This is a genomic window from Streptomyces sp. S3(2020), assembly GCF_013044505.1.
Classification (GTDB): domain Bacteria; phylum Actinomycetota; class Actinomycetes; order Streptomycetales; family Streptomycetaceae; genus Streptomyces.
This window is the reverse complement of the sequence record NZ_JABERD010000115.1, coordinates 13858-31640: the sequence shown is the minus strand read 5'-3', so window position 1 is coordinate 31640 and position 17783 is coordinate 13858. Positions and strand designations below refer to the sequence as shown.

The following is a 17783-nucleotide window of genomic DNA, read 5'->3' as shown; positions in this document are numbered from 1 at the left end:
CCGCCAGCCCCAGCGAACCCCCCACCACCTGCGTGGTGTTGAACAGCCCCGACGCCAGCCCCGCGTCCTCCTCCCGAGCCCCCGACATGGCCAGCCCTGTCAGGGCGGGCATCGCCGCGGCGAACCCGGCGCCGAGCAGGAGCAGCGACGGGAGTACGTCGGTGGCGTACGAGCCGTCGACGGGCGCCCGGCTCAGCAGGGCCATGCCGGCCACGATGAGGACGAGCCCGGCGAGCAGCACCCGGTACGCGCCGAACCGCCCGATGGTCCGCGCCGACAGCCCGAGCATCAGCGTCCCGATCACGATCGGCGCCGGCAGGAACGCGGTGCCGGTGGCCAACTCGCCGTAGCCGAGGACGCGTTGGAGATAGAGCGCGGCGATGAACTGGAAGCCGTACATCGTGGCGATCATCAGGATCTGCACGGCGTTCGCACCGCTCAGCACCCGGGAGCGGAACAGCCGCAGCCGCAGCAGCGGACGGGCGGTCCGCGCCTGACGGACGGCGAACGCCACGAAGAGCGCGACGGCGAGGACGGACAGCAGGAGCGTGGCGGTCGGGCCGCGGTCACCGGCGCCGACGATGACGTACACCGTGAGCATCAGGGCGCCCGTGACCAGCGTCGCGCCGGGGTAGTCGGCTCCCTCGCGGAGCCCCTCCCCGCTGTCCGGGGCCAGGACACGGGACGCCGCCAGCAGGGCGACGACGCCGATGGGGAGGTTGATCAGGAAGATCCAGTGCCAGTTCAGGACCTCGGTCAGTGCCCCGCCCAGGAAGGTGCCGAGCGAAGCGCCCCCGGCGCCGACCGCGCTGAACACCGCGATGGCGCGGGCCTGTTCGCGGGGCTCGGGGAACAGGGCGACCAGCATGCCGAGGACCACGGCCGAGGTCATCGCCCCGCCCACACCCTGGAGGGCGCGGGCCGCGACCAGCACCCCCTGGCCGGTCGCCACCCCGCACAGCACGGACGCCGCGGTGAACACGGCGAGCCCCGCCGTGAACATCCGCTTGCGGCCCACGAGATCACCGAGCCGGCCGGCGAGCAGCAACAGCCCGCCGAAGGCGATGAGATAGGCGTTGACGACCCAGGCCAGACCCGGGGCCGAGAAGCCGAGGTCGCTCTGGATCGCCGGCATGGCGACCGTGACGATGTTGCCGTCCAGGATCGTCATCAGCGTCCCGGCGCACAGGACGGCGAGGGACGTCCAGCGGGAGTACGTTCGCTGTGTTCGGCGCGGTGTCCGGTCACGGGACTCGATGATGGCCGTCATGGCGGCGCTGCCTCCGGTCTTCCCTTGGTGCACGACTTGTAACGGGGTTCATCGTGGGTGACCATGGGGGCCGGTCGTAAGGAGGCAGTTCGATGTCCCAGAGGAACACCGGTGTTACCGTCCAGGAAGTGAACGCGCACGCCTGCCCCGTCCGGGAAGTTCTTGACAGGGTCTCCGGCAAATGGAGCGTCCAGATCCTGGTGGCCGCGGCCCACGGACCCATCCGCTTCACCGAGTTGGAGCGCAGCATCGAGGGCATCAGCCGCCGCATGCTGACCCTGACGCTGCGCAACCTGGAGCGCGACGGACTCGTGACCCGTACCGTCCACGCGACGGTCCCGCCCAAGGTCGAGTACGAACTCACCCCGGCGGCCCAAGAGTTGCACGAGACCCTGCAACGCCTGACCGACTGGGCCGAGCGCAACAGGGTCTACATCGCCGAGTCGAGGGCCGCCTACGACACCGAGCACCGGCCGGAACTGGTCGACGCGTAGGCCTGCCTACGGTGCGGTCCGGTAGGCCTGCCTACGGTCCGGGCGGCACGGCTGCCGTGGGTGCCCCGCTCCTGGCGGCCGGCAGGTGCGCTTCACACCCGTCGCGGGGAGGCCAGCAGATAGCGGGCCCTGGTCCGTGGCTCCGTGTACTCGCCGACCTGCCAGCCCGCTCCCTCCAGCGTCCGGGCGCAGGCCCCGAGCGCGGCGGCGTCCGGTTCGCGCACGGCGACGGCCTCGGGCTGCGGGGTCACACGCACCCGGTACCCCTCGCGGTCCTCTCCGGTCGCCGGTCGGTGCCCGGCCGCCTCCAGGGCGAGCGCGGCGGCCTGCACCAGGTGGGTCCGCTCCCAGCCGCACGGGCGGTCCGTGGCCCCGTCCGGGTTCGTCATCCGGCGCAGTTCCAGGAGCCCCTGCCAGGCGCTGTGCACCTCACGCACCCGAGCCGGACCGGCGGCCGGCGGATCCTCCTCCCCGCCGATGCGCGCGGCGAACACCCCGGCGGCCGAGGGCGCCTCGGGCTCGGGCGGCGGCGGAGCCGATGCCGCGGGGTCCGCCTCCCGTATCCGATGCCCGGCCGGGGTCAGGAAGTGGTCGTGCGGCGGCCGCGGGTGCCGGAAGGCGAGCCCGTGCCTCACCAGTGCCGCGAGCTGTGCCTCCGTACCCCGGATCCGGCCCGTGACGGGATCGGCGGCGTCGATCACACGCCGCTGCGCGGCGGTCGGCGGTCGTGTCACGGCGTGCTCCTTCCCGGGGCGGGGCGCTCACCCCATCTGCTGGAAGGTTATGACCCGGGTCTGACATTCCACCCGGCGATCACCGGCCGCCCGTGCTCCGTGCCCAGCCGGCACAGCGTCCCCGTCGCCAGCTGGAACAGCGCCCCACGCGACGCGGGCAGCCCCAGCCGCCGCGCGGTGAGCACCCGCAGGAAGTGTCCGTGGGCGACCAGCAGCACCACGCCCTCCGTGTTGGCGAGGGCTGCGTCGACCTTGGCCAGGACCCGGTCGGCCCGTGCGCCGACCTGTTCCGGGGTCTCCCCGGGATGGTCCGGCGGCCCCGGCGCGACCCCGTCCGAGAACAGGAACCAGTCCGGGCGGGTGCGCTGGATCTCGACCGTGGTGATCCCCTCGTAGCCGCCGTAGTCCCACTCCCGCAGGTCGACGTCGACCCGGGCGTCGGGCACCCCGATGAGCTGTGCCGTCTCCCGTGCCCGCTGGAGCGGGCTGACGAAGGCCGCGCCGATCCGGTGCGAGCGGATCAGCGGCACCAGGCCGCGCGCCTCCGCCCGCCCGTGCTCGGTCAGCGGTACGTCCGTCCATCCGGTGTGCCGTCCGGACCGCGACCACTCGGTCTCACCGTGCCGGACGAGAAACAGGTCACCCACGCCGTCCTCCTGCCGCGCCTGCCTGTCGGCACGGTGTCACGCGGCGCGGGCGGCCCGCACGGCGGACTCGGCCAGACGGCCGTTCCCGCGCTCTCCCCGAGGAACGGGTACGGCCTGGCCGGATACCCGAACCCGAGCCCGAAGTGCCCCGACCGCCCGGCGACCAGATCCGTCCCCGGCGTTCCTACTGCCGGTAGCCGCTGAGGAACCGGCCGATCCGGCCGATCGCCGCCTCCAGGTCGTCGGCGTGAGGGAGCGTCAGGATGCGGAAGTGGTCGGGGGCGGGCCAGTTGAAGCCGGTGCCCTGGACGACCTGGATCTTCTCCCGCAGCAGCAGGTCCAGGACGAACTTCTCGTCGTCGTGGATCTTGTACACCTTGGGGTCGAGCCGTGGGAACGCGTACAGCGAGCCCTTCGGCTTCACGCACGACACCCCGGGGATCTCGTTGAGCTTCCGCCAGGCCACGTCGCGCTGTTCGTACAGCCGCCCGCCCGGCACGGTCAGCTCGCGGATGGACTGGCGGCCGCCGAGCGCGGCCTGGATGGCGTACTGGGCGGGGGCGTTGGCGCACAGCCGCATGGAGGCCAGCATGGTCAGGCCCTCCAGGTAGTCCTTGGCGTGCTGCTTGGGGCCCGTGATCACCAGCCAGCCCGAGCGGAAGCCGGCCACGCGGTACGTCTTCGACAGGCCGCAGAAGGTCAGCACGACCAGGTCGGGGGCGAGGGCGGCGGCCGAGTGGTGCACGGCGTCGTCGTAGAGGATCTGGTCGTAGATCTCGTCGGCGAAGACCATCAGGCCGTGCCGGCGGGCGAGGTCGAGGATGCCCTCGACGATCTCCTTCGGGTAGACGGCGCCGGTGGGGTTGTTGGGGTTGATGATCACGACGGCCCGGGTGCGGTCCGTGATCTTCGACTCCATGTCGGCCAGGTCGGGGTTCCAGTCGGCCTGTTCGTCGCACAGGTAGTGGACCGCCTTGCCGCCGGCGAGGGTCGTGACCGCCGTCCACAGCGGGAAGTCCGGGGCGGGGATGAGGACTTCGTCGCCGTCCTCGATCAGCGCCTGCACGGCCATCGAGATCAGCTCGGAGACGCCGTTGCCGAGGAAGACGTCGTCGACGTCGACCTCCAGGCCCAGGGTCTGGTAGCGCTGCGCGACGGCCCGGCGGGCGGAGAGGACGCCCTTGGAGTCCGTGTAGCCGTGCGCCTGCGGGAGCATCCGGATCATGTCCTGGACGATCTCCTCCGGCGCCTCGAAACCGAAGAGTGCCGGGTTGCCGGTGTTGAGGCGCAGCACGCTGTGCCCCGCCTCCTCCAGCGCGTTGGCGTGCTCGATCACCGGGCCGCGGATCTCGTAACAGACCTCGCTGAGCTTGCTGGACTGCCGGAACTCCATGCGCTGCTGCCTCTCCGGTTTCTGGTGTTGCTTGGTTTTACCAAGTAGCCGCTTGGAAAGTCCAACGACTTGTCTAGACTGCGTCGCATGTCACCTCGCCGAAGCTACGACCAGTACTGCTCCGCCGCGCGGGCGCTCGACACGGTCGGCGACCGCTGGACCCTGCTGATCGTCCGCGAGCTGCTCGCGGGGCCGCGCCGCTACTCGGACCTGCACGCGGACCTGCCGGGCGTCAGCACGGACGTACTCGCCTCGCGGCTGAAGGACATGGAGCGCGACGGACTGGCCACGCGGCGCAGGCTGCCGCCGCCCGGCGCGGCGAACGTCTACGAACTCACCGGGCGGGGACGGGAGTTGCTGCCCGTGTTGCAGGCGCTGGGCGCGTGGGGAGAGGCCGAACTCGGGGAGCTGCGGCCCACCGACGCGGTGCGGGCGCACTGGTTCGCGCTGCCGCTGCTGCGAGCCCTGCGGGACGAGGGGGCGGAAGACGAGGGACTCGTCGAGGTCCGGCTGGAGGAAGGCCACTTCCACCTGAACGTCGGCGCCGAGGACGGGCCGGTCTACGGCGACGGACCCGCGCCCGGGGAGCCCGACGCGCGGCTCGTCCTGGACACCGCGACCTGTACGGCGATCGGCCGCGGGGAGCTGAGGCTGCCGGACGCGATCCGGGACGGCCGCGTCGAGGTCACCGGCGAGGGGACCCTGGCGAAAGCGCTGAGGGCCCACTGCTGAGTCGCAGCGGGCCCTCGGCGGGATGTCACGTCATGCGCCCGGAGGCACCTGCCGCGGCCGTCCCGCCCCGCGCGTCAGGGCGTATCCGCCGACCCCCGCGAGCGCGGCCAGCACACCGCCCACCACGGTCCACACCCAGCGATCCGACCACCAGCCCGAGGACCAGCCGTCCTCGGGCTCGATGGCGGACAGCACCGCCGACGACTCCGAGGTCTCCTCGTCGGACGCGGACGTGACCGCGATGCCCGGCACCAGCGGTTCGGCCAGGGAGCCGTCCACCGCCGCCGCGCCGCCGATGTCCTTGGAGTCGACCTGGACCGAGGTGTCGACCGGCTGGCCGAGGTCGGACGCGGCGAGGCCGACGGCCGTCAGCCGCACGTAGTACGTCCCCGGCAGCGGGTCGTTCGCCCACGGCTCCGACCAGGCGCGGACCGTGCGCAGCACGCAGGCCAGCTCCACGGAGGCCGCGTCCGCCGCGGCGGTGCGGCTCTGCGCGCCGTACTGGCAGGCCTGGCGGCGGCGCAGTCCGTCGTACACGTCGACCTGCCAGGTCTGCGCGGCATGCGTCTTCGGCAGCTTCACCGTCGCCTTCACGGTGGGGCGCTGCCCGGCGTCCGCGGGGAACGACCAGTACTGGTAGTCGCCGGTGGAGCCGCTCGCCGTGGCCTGCTGCCCCTGCTCGATCTCGGTCGCCGTACGGAACGACGTACCGGCCGAGGTGGGCGCGTCGCCGTCCGCGGAGGCCGAGGGCGACGGCGAGGAGTCGGCCGCCGCGGGGGAGACGGCCAGGCCGAGCATGAGCGCCGCGGCGCCCAGCACACGTGTGATCCGCATCAGTTGGTCCTCCAGACCGCGACCCGCCAGCGCGACAGCCAGCCCCAGACGACACCGGCCAGGAAGCCGGTGAGGATCAGTACGCCGAGCAGCCACCAGCCGCGACCGAGACCGAAGGAGGCCACGTCGCTCGACGACGACGGCGCGTCCACCACGTCCACGGTCAGTTCGAGCGGCAGACCGGGCGTGGTCTTCACGCCGGAGGCCGCCGAGAACGAGTTGGTGACCTGGAGGCAGACGATCTCGGGGGCCGGCTTGTCGCTGTCGTCGTCGTCCCGCTCGGGCTTCGGATAGCGCAGCCCGGTGGAGATGACGTCCGTGCGCCCGTTGCCTGCGGCCTCGCCGCGCACGATCTCCCGGCCGTGCACGGTGACGGCCCGCAGCAGCGTCCCGTAGTCGGGGTTCACGGCCCGGTCGGCCGCCACACTCACCGAGGCACGCAGCTCCTGTCCGTTGAACACCTCGACCCGGTACCAGCGCTCCTGCCCGAACTCCTCACGGTCCGTGTAGAGCCCGGACTTGAGCGTCGGCGCCTTCGCGCACTCGGCGGCGCCCTCGGTGGCCACCGGCGTCACCACCGGGTCGGCCGCCCGGTCCACCAACTGGTTGACCTTGTCGGTGAGTTCCTCGGTGTGCTCCACCGAGGTGTACGTACCGCCCGTCGCCTCCGCGATGCAGCTCAGCTGCTGCCGCATCTTCGTGTTCGGGACCAGGCCCAGCGTGTCGATGGTCAGACCGATGCCCTTGGCGGCGATCTCGCGGGCCACCTCGCACGGGTCCAGCGGGGCGCAGGTGTCCTCGCCGTCGCTGATCAGGACGATCCGCTTGGAGGAGGCGCTGTCGGTGAAGTCGTCGGCGGCCTTCAGCAGCGCCGGGCCGATCGGCGTCCAGCCGGTGGGGGAGAGGGTCGCCACCTGTGTCTTGGCCTCGGTGCGGTCCAGCGTGCTGACCGGATAGAGCTGCGCGGTGTCCTTGCAGCCCGTCTTCTGGTTGTCGCCGGGGTAGTTGGCGCCGAGGGTCCGGATGCCGAGCTGGACCTCCTCGGGCGTCGCGTCCAGCACCTCGTTGAAGGCCTGCTTCGCCGCGGCCATCCGGGTGCCGCCGTCGATGTCCGCCGTCCGCATGGAGCCGCTCACGTCGAGGACGAGGTCGACCTGGGGAGCGGTCCCGCCCGTGGGTTCGCCGGCGGCCGCCCCGGTCGGGAGGGCGATCCCGGCCGTGAGGGCGGCGAGCAGGGCGCACACTCCTGCCGCCAGCCGTTTACGTGTGATCATCGGCGGATCCTATTGATCAGGAGTGCCGCGCTCCAAAACGGGCCGGATTCGGCAGCCGGGCCCACTGGTCCCCCGGCGTGCCCGGTGACAGCCTCATCAGCGTCAACGCCTTCGCGGGCACCGGGTTTTCGAGGAGCGCCGGCAGATCCGGAGTGCTGGGCAGATCTCCCGCGACGGTCTCCAGCGCCGCGCCCAGCGCCGCACCCGAACCGGCCGTCCCCGCCAGGGCCCCGGCGACCAGCGCCCCGAACAGCTTGCGCCGCAGGGCCGTTTCGTCGTCCGTGACGATCCGGCCCGTCAACTCCGGTACCGGGAGCCCGTGTCGGGTCAGCCGTGCCGGGCTGACCCGGATGTCGGCGAGGTCGCGATAGACCAGCCGCAGCGGGGCGCCCGTCGGGGACAGCACCACCAGCAGGTTCTGGCCGTGTGCCTCCAGGGCCACGCCCAGCTCCAGCAGCCGCAGCCCCACCGTGAGGGCGAGACGCGCGAAGTCCGCCAGCCAGACCGGGGATCCGGGCAGACCGGTGGTGGCGAGGGCGGCCACCGGCACGACCCGCTCGCCGCTCCCGGCGTACACCTGCGGTGATTCGCGCAACACGGCGGCCAGGTCCGGGGAGTCGGCCGTCGCGGCGCCCAGGGTGCGGGTGAAGTGCAGCAGACCGTCCGTGTGCGCGGTGAGCGTCTCCGCGAACGCCGACAGGGTCGCCGACAGGCCGATCGAGTACACGGAGATGTCCCGCACCGAGGAGGTCAGCCGCGCGCTCAGCGCCGTCTTCACATGCGTCCCGCCGTCGGCCAGGGCCAGCGTGCGCAGGGACATCAGCGGATGCGCGGCCGGCCCCTCCTCACCCGCCCGCTTCAGCACATGGGCGGCCTGCCAGGGATGCACCGGGATCCACAGCCGCGCCCCGTCCCGCATCCCGTGGGGCCATTCGCCGGTCACCAGGCACTCGTCCGCCCTGACCGGCATCAGGCTCAGCTCGACGAGCGGCCGGTGCTCGGGGCCGTACGCCAGCTGCTCGGCCACCGAGAAGCCGGGCCGGGAACGGCAGTTGGGGTGGTACGGATGCCCGTCGACCACCCGCTGCTCCCACTCCCGGTCGGTCCCGGGCCACTCGTTCGAGGTGTCCTCCTGCCCGGCCCGTGACAGCGCCAAGGAGGCGACGCTGTGGCCGAGTTCGGCGGCGAAGTCCGTAGCGTGGGGTACGGCCAGGTCGGTCATCAGCCGCGCCGGATCGTCGTAGGCCAGGTCGTCGAGCCGTACCTCGGTGACGTACGCGGCGGTGGCGTACGGGTCAGGACGCGGGCCGTGCAGCCGGCGACCGTCCGCCAGCCGCAGTGTCAGCCCCTCCCGGCCCGCCGCGCGGCCCGTGAGCCACGGCAGGGGCTCATGGGTCAGCGCCCGCCACAGGCGCGTCAGCACGGCCGCGCGGGCACCGGGCAGTTCGGCCGAGTACCGCGGCACGAGACCGGGACGGACGGCGGCCAGCTCACCGGCGACCTCGGCCTCTGCGGAGGGGGGACGGTGCACGGTCGGGCTCCTCGGGTACGAAGGGGATGTCACGACAGACAGGACGAAGGGGGTGTCACGACAGGTAATGGGGTGTCACGACAGATCGGGACGACCTCCATACTGATCGTCCCCGCCCGAACGGACCGCCAGAGAACGAGTGGAACGCGTGGATCCCTTCCCCCCGCCCGCCGACGACAACGCCGCCCCGCGCGACGACGTCACGGCCCGCGCCGACGCCTACGCGGCGGCGCCCCTCCTCAACTGCCTGCTGCGGGAGGTGGCCGAGCCCCTCCCACACCCCGGCGATGCCGGTGAGCTCCGGGTGTACCGGCTGCCCGGGGGCACACTGCTGCGCGTGCGCGGGGAACGCCGGCCCACCCGCCCCGAGGTGTCCACCGACGGCGGCTGGCAGCCGGTGCGCCATCCCGAACTCGTCAAGCTCGTCGCCGGGGAACTGGTCCACCACACCGGCCTGTCCAACCCCGAACTCCCCGCGGAGATGATCGACAGCCGGGACGCGGTGGCCGCGATCCTCGCCGCACGCGCGCGTGCCACACCGCCCACGGACCCGTACCTGCTCTCCGAGCAGTCCCTCCTCACCGGCCACCCGTACCACCCCGCCCCCAAGGCGCGCGGCGGCGGACCGGTCGCCGGATGGCTGCCCTACGCACCCGAGGCGCACGCCAGATTCCCGCTGACGCTGCTCGGCGTACGCGAGGACACGGTCGTGGACGAGGGCGACACCGCGGCCCTGGACACGCTCGGCACGGCCCCGCCCGGCTACCGGCTGCTGCCCGCCCACCCCTGGCAGCTCGACCTGGTCGACCTCGCGGACGCCTTCGCCGACGGCCGTCTCGTCCGCCTCGGCACCACCGGCTTCGACGCCTGGCCCACGGCCGCGATCCGCACCCTGTACGCCCCCGAGCGCGACCTGTTCCTGAAGTTCAGCCTGGACGTGCGCATCACCAACGACATCCGCCGGCTGTGGCGCCACGACCTGCTGAGACTCCGCACGACCGACACGGCCGCCGCCCGGGCGTTCGCCGGGGGACCGGCGGCGTGGCTGTCGGACCGCGGCTACCGCACCGCCGACTTCGCCTTCGAGGAGCTGGCGGTCCTCGTCCGCGACGGCTTCCACGGCCACGTCAGGGCCGGTGCCACCCCGCTGCTCGCCGCGGGCCTCGTGGAGGGCTTCGAGGGCGGCCCGTCCGGCGGCGCGGACTGGTGGGAGGCGTACCTGCGCGCCGTCGTACCGCCCGCCCTCGCGGCCTTCGCCGACCACGGCGTCGTACTCGAAGCGCATCTCCAGAACACGCTGGTCGCCGTCGACGCCGACGGAATGCCCGTACAGGCGCTGTTCCGGGACGCCGAGGGCGTGAAGCTGCTGTCGGACGTGGACCGGGCGGCCGGGTGGGAGCGGCTGGTCTACACGCTGGTCGTCAACCACCTGTGCGAGGTCGCCGCCGTCCTCGCCGAGCGCCGGCCCGGTCTCGACCCCTGGCCCGCCGTCCGCCGCGAACTGGCCCGCCACGACCTCCCCGAGGTCCGGGCCCTGCTCACCTCACCCACCCTCCCCGGCAAGACCAACCTGCTGCTGCGCTGGACCGGCGCCGACGGCGCGGACGCCCGCTACCTGCCCCTTCTTAATCCGCTGGCCGGCGACATGATCTGAATTACCCTGGCCGGTGTGCTGCGCGATGTGACTGCTGTTCGATACGTGACCCCGCTGCGGTCCGGCGGCTCCGTGCCCGGAGTCTTCGAGGCCGACGACGACGGCACGTACGTCGTGAAGTTCACCGGCTCCGCCCAGGGCCGCAAGGCGCTGGTCGCCGAGGTGATCGTCGGCGAGCTGGCCCGCGCGCTCGGACTGCGCTTCCCCGAACTGGTCCTCGTGCACTTCGACCCGGCGATCGCCGACAGCGAGCCCCACCAGGAGGTGCGGGAACTCCACGGCGCCAGCGCGGGGATCAACCTCGGCATGGACTACCTGCCGGGCGCCGCCGACTTCACCCCGGAGGTCGCCAGGGCCTTCCGCGTCGATCCCCTGGAGGCGGGCCGGATCGTCTGGCTCGACGCCCTGACCGTGAACGTGGACCGTACGGTGCACAGCTCCAACCTCATGGTCTGGCCCACGCTCGGCATCGCGCCCCCGCGCCTGTGGCTGATCGACCACGGCGCGGCCCTCGTCTTCCACCACCGCTGGGACGGCTCGGACCCCGCCAAGCGCTACGACTTCCGCCACCACGCCCTCGGCCACTGCACCCCCGACGTCAGGGCCGCCGACGCGGAACTGGCGCCGAAGGTCACCGAGGAACTGCTGCGCGCGATCGTCGCCGAGGTCCCCGACGCCTGGCTCACGGACTTCGACACGCCGTCCCTGGCGCGTGCGGCATACGTGGAGTACCTCCACGCGCGCGTACAGGCCTCTCAGGCCTGGCTGCCCACCGATTTCCCCACCCGGGAGGAACTCGCCGCGGAGGAGGCACTCCGTGCGGCGAAGACACAGCAGGGCCGTCCGGACTGGCTGAAGCGGGTCCCCGACCTGCACGGCAAGCCGGCGGCGGAACAGGATTGGTCGGTACACCTCGGATGAGTCCCGTCGTACAGATCGAGTACTGCACCCAGTGCCGCTGGCTGCCCCGCGCGGCCTGGCTGGCCCAGGAGCTGCTCACGACCTTCGAGACCGAGCTGGGCGAGCTGTCGCTCAAGCCCGGCACCGGTGGCGTCTTCGTCGTCCGGGTCGACGACGAGGTCGTCTGGGACCGCAGGGAGCAGGGCTTCCCGGAGCCCACCGCCGTGAAGCAGGCCGTACGCGACCGAGTGGCCCCGGGAAGGTCCCTGGGCCACTCGGACAAGACCGCGCAGGAGGACGTCAGCCCCTGAGCCGCTGTCAGCCCTTGAGCTGCTCGTACGCCGGCAGCGTCAGGAAGTCCGCGTAGTCGGCGTCGAGGGAGACCTCCAGGAGCAGGTCGTGGGCCTGCTCCCAGTGGCCGGCGGCGAACGCCTCCTCGCCGAGCTCCGCGCGGATGCTCGCGAGCTCCTCGGCGGCGATCTCACGGGCGAGTTCGGGCGTGGCCTTCTCGCCGTTCTCGAACTCGACGCCGGCGTTGATCCACTGCCAGATCTGGGAGCGGGAGATCTCGGCGGTGGCCGCGTCCTCCATGAGGTTGAAGATGGCGACCGCGCCCAGACCGCGCAGCCAGGCCTCGATGTAACGGATGCCGACCTGGACGGCGTTGACGAGACCGTTGTACGTCGGCTCGGCGTCCAGCGAGTCGATCGCGATCAGGTCGGCGGCCTCGACATGGACGTCCTCGCGCAGGCGGTCCTTCTGGTTCGGCCGGTCGCCGAGGACCCTGTCGAAGGACTCCAGGGCGATCGGGACCAGGTCGGGGTGGGCGACCCAGGAGCCGTCGAAGCCGTCGCCGGCCTCGCGGTCCTTGTCGGCGCGGACCTTCTCGAAGGCGACCTTGTTGACCTCGGCGTCCCGGCGGGACGGGATGAACGCCGCCATGCCGCCGATCGCGTGCGCACCGCGCTTGTGGCAGGTGCGGACGAGGAGTTCGGTGTACGCCCGCATGAACGGGGCGGTCATCGTCACCAGGTTGCGGTCCGGCAGGACGAACTTGGCGCCGCCGTCACGGAAGTTCTTGACGATGGAGAACAGGTAGTCCCAGCGGCCCGCGTTCAACCCCGAGGCGTGGTCGCGGAGTTCGTAGAGGATCTCCTCCATCTCGTACGCCGCCGTGATCGTCTCGATCAGGACGGTGGCGCGGACGGTGCCCTGCGGGATGCCGACGTAGTCCTGTGCGAAGACGAACACGTCGTTCCACAGCCGGGCTTCGAGGTGCGACTCGGTCTTGGGGAGATAGAAGTACGGGCCCTTGCCGAGGTCGAGCAGACGCTGGGCGTTGTGGAAGAAGTACAGGCCGAAGTCGACGAAGGCGCCGGGGACCGGGGAGCCGTCGGCGTCGACGAGGTGGCGCTCGTCGAGGTGCCAGCCGCGCGGCCGCATCACGACGGTGGCGAGCTCCTCATTCGGGCGCAGGGCGTACGACTTGCCGGACCTCTCGTCGGTGAAGTCGATGTTCCGGGTGTACGCGTCGGCGAGGTTGACCTGGCCGAGGACCACGTTCTCCCAGGTCGGCGCCGAGGCGTCCTCGAAGTCCGCGAGCCAGACCCGGGCGCCCGAGTTGAGGGCGTTGATGGTCATCTTGCGGTCGGTGGGGCCGGTGATCTCGACGCGGCGGTCGTTCAGGGCCGAGGGGGAGGGGGCCACCTTCCAGGAGTCGTCGGCGCGGATCGCGGCGGTCTCCGGGAGGAAGTCGAGCGTGGAGGTGCGGGCGATCTCGGCGCGGCGCTCCGCGCGGCGGGCGAGGAGCTCCGCGCGGCGAGGTGTGAACCGGCGGTGGAGCTCGGCCACGAAGGCGAGGGCCGCGTCGGTGAGCACCTCCTCCTGCCGGGGCAGGGGCTCGGCGTCGACGATGGCCAGCGGGGACGGCGCTGGTGCGGACATGAGCGGTCACTTCCTTCAGCGTTGGCACCGGGTGCCACTCGAACCGGGTACGGCGAGGAACGCCCCCGGAGCAGGGAGGGCGCTTCTGATCAGTGGATACTAGTTTCCTCATCGTGGAAGTTCAATGGTTTGTTGACGTCGAGATTCTCCGAGTCGAGGCATTGTGGCGCTGAGTGCCACCCCGCTCACTCAAGGTGGCGCAGATCTTCGGCGGTGTCGATGTCGTACGGCTGGGCGATGTCCCCGCACTCGACGAGGGCGATCTCCCCGGCGTGTTCCTTCAGATAGGCACGTGCCCCCCGGTCCCCGGTGGCAGTAGCGGCGATCCCCGCCCAGTGGGCGGACCCGAAGAGCACGGGATGTCCGCGTACGCCGTCGTAGGCGGCCGAGACCAGGGAGTCCGGGGACGTGTACGCGCCGAGCACGCGCGCGTACGCCCCCGGTCCGATCCCGGGCTGGTCGACCAGCGACACGAGCACGGCCCGCGCGTCCGTGCCGGAGAACGAGTCGAGACCGGCTCGAAGCGAGGAGCCCATGCCCTGCTCCCAGTCGGGGTTGTCCACGAGCACACAGCCGTCGAGCCGCGCGGTGTCGCGGACGGCGTCGGCGGCTGCGCCCAGCACCACGTGCACGCGCGCGCAGCCCGCCGCGCGCAGGACGCCCACCGCGTGTTCGATCAATGGCCTGCCGCGATGTCCGAGCAGCGCCTTGGGGCGCCCGCCGAGCCGCCGGCCGCCGCCCGCGGCGAGGAGCAGCCCGGCGACCTCGTGTGCGTTGTCCGTCATGCCTCCTGCATACCTGACGCCCCGGGGCCCGGCCGGTTTCCGAGGGCTGAATTTCGGTCCGCGCGGTGGCGCGGCCCCTCCCGGTGGGCGTTTACTGACCCCCGTCCCCGGCGCCCGACCAACGCCGCGGGGCTGTTCGGGCGGGATCACGACGTAGGGCGCACAACGGCGCGCGAGGGGGGAGAGCTGTGTTGCGGAGCTTGGGACAGAGGCCAGTGACCGGCAGCGACGAGGACCCCAGAGTGGCGGGCCTGCGGACCGCGGTGTCCCGGCTGCGCCGCGAACTCGCCGCGCATCCTGCCGAGTTCCCCGACCGCGGCATCGCCGAGGACGAACTCGCCACGCTGGCCGCGATGACGATCGACGGGACACCCGAGGTGCCCCGGCTGCGGAGGTCGCTGCTGCTGATCGCGGGGGCGATCGGGTCGGTGAGCGCGCTGTCACGGGGGCTGACGGAGGTGCGGAACGCGGTGGACCTGTTCGGGGAGCCGCGGCGCTAGGTCAGTTCCACCCGCGGAACGGGAACGGGCCGCGGTAGCCGCGGTCCGAGGTGCGGTGCTCGAACTGGTCGCAGATCCAGGTCTCCTGGACGAACTCGGTGTGCCGGGGCCAGATCGTGAGGATGCCGTTCGGGCCCTTCTTGCCGTCGCACCGCCGGTAGACGTCCTTCGCGCCCCGGAAGCAGGCCAGGCCCGTCATCATGCCGTGGCCGACCGGGTGGTAGTCGGACCAGGCGCACGCGATGCACGCCTTGAGCCGTACCGCACGGGGCAGTTCGCGCCCGATCTCGTGCAGGGCGTCCTCGAAGTCCGGGTGGGTGGCGCGGAATTCGTAGCCGTCCAGGCGCAGGGTGACGGTCAGGTTCTCCGCCTGGTCGGGATACCAGAGTTGCAGCGCGCCGTGCACCGTGGCGATGCGCTCGCCCTGCCCCGAGACCTCCACGGGCATGGTCAGCCCCCACTCCAGGAGGCAGGACCAGAGGTCGCCTTCGGCGAAGGTGAAGGCCTGCTCGGGCGGCTCGCCGGTGAGCGCGCCGAGCGTGTCCATCGTCTCGCCCTCGAAGCGGACCCCTCGGATCGTCGTACGGATCAGCTCCCGGCCGTCCGACTCGAAGACGATCTCCTCGCTGCCGTGCCGGTCGGTGTACCGGCCCGGCCAGCGCGATAAGCCCGTCATGCGGGGTTCTGGCTGGCCAGCGCTTCGGACAGTTCCCCGGCCACCTGCTGGAGCACCGGCACGATCTTGTCCGTCGCCGCCTCGGTGACCCGTCCCGCCGGACCGGAGATCGAGATGGCGGCGGCGGTGGGGGAGTCGGGGACCGACACCGCGAGACAGCGGACGCCGATCTCCTGCTCGTTGTCGTCCACCGCGTACCCGAGCTGCCGTACGTCCGCCAGGGCCGCGAGGAAGCCCTCCGGGGTGGTGATCGTCTTCTCCGTCGCGGCCGGCATGCCGGTGCGGGAGAGCAGGGCGCGCACCTCGGCGTCGGGGACGTTCGCCAGCAGGGCCTTGCCCACGCCCGTGGAGTGCGGCAGGACGCGCCGGCCGACCTCGGTGAACATGCGCATCGAGTGCTTGGACGGCACCTGGGCGACGTACACGATCTCGTCGCCGTCGAGCAGCGCCATGTTCGCCGTCTCCCCGGTCTCCTCGACGAGCCGGGCCAGGAAGGGGCGCGCCCAGGTGCCGAGCAGCCGGGACGCGGACTCGCCGAGGCGGATCAGACGCGGGCCCAGCGCATAGCGGCGGTTGGGCTGCTGACGGACGTATCCGCAGGCCACGAGCGTGCGCATCAGGCGGTGGATGGTGGGCAGCGGCAGTCCGCTGCTCGCGGAGAGCTCGCTGAGGCCGACCTCGCCGCCCGCGTCCGCCATCCGCTCCAGCAGATCGAAGGCGCGCTCGAGGGACTGGACCCCGCCAGTGGTGGACTTGGCGGAGTCGGTGGTGCTGGCGCTGGACGTCGGCACGGCGCGTTCCTTTCGGGGCGGGCGGGCGGGAAAGGGCAGAAGCCTACCCGTCGGTCGGTTGACTCCCCGCTGGTACGTAGCTACGTTCTGCCTGTCGGAAGTCTAATTCCGCTTTGTGGAAACGTCCAGAGTGTGGCGTATCGAAGCCCTGGAGAGAAGTGTGCCCTTGACGGCACGGAAGTGGGAGTGAAGACTCCTTCAACAGAACGTTGAATTCCGTTACGTGGAAGTAAATCCCGTTTCCCGGAAGTAACAACGGCGACAGAGAGGGGTCCGGGTGTCCGACGTAGAACTGGTACTGCGCTCGACGCGCGTCATCACTCCGGAAGGGACGCGTGCCGCTTCGGTCGCCGTCTCCGCCGGGAAGATCACAGCCGTCCTGCCGTACGACGCCGCTGTCCCGGAGGGTGCCCGCCTGGAGGACGTCGGCGACCATGTCGTCCTGCCCGGCCTGGTCGACACTCATGTGCACGTCAACGACCCGGGCCGCACCGAGTGGGAGGGCTTCTGGACCGCCACGCGCGCGGCGGCGGCCGGCGGCATCACCACCCTCGTCGACATGCCCCTCAACTCCCTGCCGCCCACGACGACGGTCGACAACCTCCGTACCAAGAAGGACGTCGCCGCCGACAAGGCCCACATCGACATCGGCTTCTGGGGCGGCGCCCTGCCCGACAACGTCAAGGACCTGCGCCCGCTGCACGAGTCCGGGGTCTTCGGCTTCAAGGCGTTCCTGTCCCCGTCCGGCGTGGAGGAGTTCCCGCACCTCGGACAGGACCAACTCGCCCAGTCCCTCGCCGAGATCACCTCCTTCGGCGGCCTGCTGATCGTGCACGCCGAGGACCCGCACCACCTGGAGGCGGCCCCGCAGCAGGGCGGCCCCAAGTACGCCGACTTCCTGGCCTCCCGCCCGCGCGACGCCGAGGACACCGCGATCTCCCAGCTCATCGCCCAGGCCAAGCGGCTGGACGCGCGCGTGCACGTCCTGCACCTCTCGTCGAGCGACGCGCTCCCGCTCATCGCCGCCGCCAAGGCCGAGGGCGTCCGCATCACCGTCGAGACCTGCCCGCACTATCTGACGTTGACGGCCGAGGAAGTCCCGGACGGCGCCAGCGAGTTCAAGTGCTGCCCGCCCATCCGGGAGTCCGCCAACCAGGACCTGCTCTGGCAGGCGCTGGCCGACGGCACGATCGACTGCGTGGTCACGGACCACTCGCCGTCGACGGCCGACCTGAAGACGGCCGACTTCGCCACCGCGTGGGGCGGCATCTCCGGTCTCCAGCTGAGCCTCGCGGCCGTGTGGACCGAGGCCCGCGGGCGCGGCCACTCGCTGGAGGACGTCGTCCGCTGGATGTCCACGGCGACCTCCGAACTGGTCGGTCTGGACCAGAAGGGCGCCATCGAGGCCGGCCGTGACGCCGACTTCGCGATCCTCGCGCCCGAGGAGACCTTCACCGTCGACCCGGCCGAACTCCAGCACCGCAACCGCGTGACGGCGTACGCGGGCAAGACCCTGTACGGCGTCGTGAAGTCGACCTGGCTGCGCGGCGAACGCATCGTCCAGGACGGTGAGTTCACGGAACCGAAGGGTCGACTCCTCACCCGAGACCACTGATCAAGACCT

General features: G+C 71.8%; 18 protein-coding genes. 7 read left to right on the top strand and 11 right to left on the bottom strand.

What is annotated here, in order from left to right; translation table 11 throughout:
- Positions 1-1270: MFS transporter (locus HLK59_RS30475; RefSeq protein WP_171144768.1), on the bottom strand; the 1270-nt coding region annotated here is incomplete at its 3' end.
- A gap of 92 nt (positions 1271-1362) precedes the next feature.
- Here HLK59_RS30475 and HLK59_RS30470 point away from each other — a divergent pair.
- A complete protein-coding gene (locus HLK59_RS30470; RefSeq protein WP_171144767.1) occupies positions 1363-1764 on the top strand; it encodes a helix-turn-helix domain-containing protein in 402 nt (133 codons plus the stop codon).
- Between the two features lie 92 nt (positions 1765-1856).
- Here the strand turns inward: HLK59_RS30470 and HLK59_RS30465 are convergent, their stop codons facing one another.
- The 3 genes from HLK59_RS30465 to HLK59_RS30455 form a co-directional block, all read right to left on the bottom strand.
- Complete coding sequence (locus HLK59_RS30465) at positions 1857-2498, bottom strand: hypothetical protein (protein ID WP_171144766.1); 642 nt, start codon at positions 2496-2498, stop codon at positions 1857-1859.
- 47 nt (positions 2499-2545) lie between these two features.
- A complete protein-coding gene (locus tag HLK59_RS30460) occupies positions 2546-3145 on the bottom strand; it encodes a histidine phosphatase family protein (protein ID WP_171144765.1) in 600 nt (199 codons plus the stop codon).
- Positions 3146-3329: 184 nt separating this feature from the next.
- Positions 3330-4538, bottom strand: a complete 1209-nt coding sequence (locus tag HLK59_RS30455) for a pyridoxal phosphate-dependent aminotransferase (protein WP_171144764.1) — start codon at positions 4536-4538, stop codon at positions 3330-3332.
- A gap of 87 nt (positions 4539-4625) precedes the next feature.
- Between HLK59_RS30455 and HLK59_RS30450 the strand changes: the two genes are divergently transcribed.
- Positions 4626-5270: a helix-turn-helix domain-containing protein gene (locus tag HLK59_RS30450; protein ID WP_171144763.1), complete on the top strand. Its 645-nt coding sequence runs from the start codon at positions 4626-4628 to the stop codon at positions 5268-5270.
- A 30-nt stretch (positions 5271-5300) separates the two neighbouring features.
- Here the strand turns inward: HLK59_RS30450 and HLK59_RS30445 are convergent, their stop codons facing one another.
- From HLK59_RS30445 to HLK59_RS30435, 3 genes are read right to left on the bottom strand one after another with little or no spacing between them, the layout of a single operon-like run.
- Complete coding sequence (locus HLK59_RS30445) at positions 5301-6104, bottom strand: hypothetical protein (protein ID WP_171144762.1); 804 nt, start codon at positions 6102-6104, stop codon at positions 5301-5303.
- Entirely contained in the window at positions 6104-7378 is a 1275-nt protein-coding gene (locus HLK59_RS30440; protein WP_171144761.1) for a VWA domain-containing protein, read from the bottom strand. Before HLK59_RS30440 ends, HLK59_RS30445 begins: the two co-directional genes overlap by 1 nt.
- 16 nt (positions 7379-7394) lie before the next feature.
- Entirely contained in the window at positions 7395-8909 is a 1515-nt protein-coding gene (locus HLK59_RS30435) for an IucA/IucC family siderophore biosynthesis protein (RefSeq protein WP_171144760.1), read from the bottom strand.
- Between the two features lie 148 nt (positions 8910-9057).
- Between HLK59_RS30435 and HLK59_RS30430 the strand changes: the two genes are divergently transcribed.
- From HLK59_RS30430 to HLK59_RS30420, 3 genes are read left to right on the top strand one after another with little or no spacing between them, the layout of a single operon-like run.
- Positions 9058-10563, top strand: a complete 1506-nt coding sequence (locus HLK59_RS30430; protein ID WP_346779847.1) for an IucA/IucC family protein — start codon at positions 9058-9060, stop codon at positions 10561-10563.
- Between the two features lie 15 nt (positions 10564-10578).
- Positions 10579-11484, top strand: a complete 906-nt coding sequence (locus HLK59_RS30425) for a HipA family kinase (RefSeq protein WP_171144758.1) — start codon at positions 10579-10581, stop codon at positions 11482-11484.
- Entirely contained in the window at positions 11481-11774 is a 294-nt protein-coding gene (locus tag HLK59_RS30420; RefSeq protein ID WP_171144757.1) for a SelT/SelW/SelH family protein, read from the top strand. The genes HLK59_RS30425 and HLK59_RS30420 overlap by 4 nt, the downstream gene beginning before the upstream one ends.
- Before the next feature lie 7 nt (positions 11775-11781).
- Here the strand turns inward: HLK59_RS30420 and aceB are convergent, their stop codons facing one another.
- A complete protein-coding gene (gene aceB, locus HLK59_RS30415; protein ID WP_171144756.1) occupies positions 11782-13407 on the bottom strand; it encodes a malate synthase A in 1626 nt (541 codons plus the stop codon).
- A gap of 185 nt (positions 13408-13592) precedes the next feature.
- On the bottom strand, positions 13593-14192 hold the full coding sequence (locus HLK59_RS30410) for a nucleotidyltransferase family protein (RefSeq protein ID WP_171144755.1): 600 nt from the start codon (positions 14190-14192) through the stop codon (positions 13593-13595).
- Positions 14193-14407: 215 nt separating this feature from the next.
- On the opposite strand from HLK59_RS30410, the gene HLK59_RS30405 reads away from it, so the two are divergent.
- The gene (locus tag HLK59_RS30405; RefSeq protein WP_171144754.1) at positions 14408-14692 is read left to right on the top strand and encodes a DUF5955 family protein; all 285 of its coding nucleotides are present in this window, start codon (positions 14408-14410) and stop codon (positions 14690-14692) included.
- 1 nt (position 14693) lies between these two features.
- On the opposite strand, the gene HLK59_RS30400 is transcribed toward HLK59_RS30405, so the two are convergent.
- Together HLK59_RS30400 and HLK59_RS30395 are read right to left on the bottom strand one after the other, a co-directional pair.
- Entirely contained in the window at positions 14694-15368 is a 675-nt protein-coding gene (locus tag HLK59_RS30400; RefSeq protein WP_171144753.1) for a DUF6304 family protein, read from the bottom strand.
- On the bottom strand, positions 15365-16159 hold the full coding sequence (locus HLK59_RS30395) for an IclR family transcriptional regulator (RefSeq protein ID WP_171144752.1): 795 nt from the start codon (positions 16157-16159) through the stop codon (positions 15365-15367). Before HLK59_RS30395 ends, HLK59_RS30400 begins: the two co-directional genes overlap by 4 nt.
- Before the next feature lie 277 nt (positions 16160-16436).
- Between HLK59_RS30395 and allB the strand changes: the two genes are divergently transcribed.
- Positions 16437-17774 (top strand): allantoinase AllB, encoded by a 1338-nt coding sequence (gene allB / locus HLK59_RS30390; RefSeq protein ID WP_171144751.1) that lies wholly within the window; start codon positions 16437-16439, stop codon positions 17772-17774.
- Positions 17775-17783 lie beyond the last annotated feature (9 nt).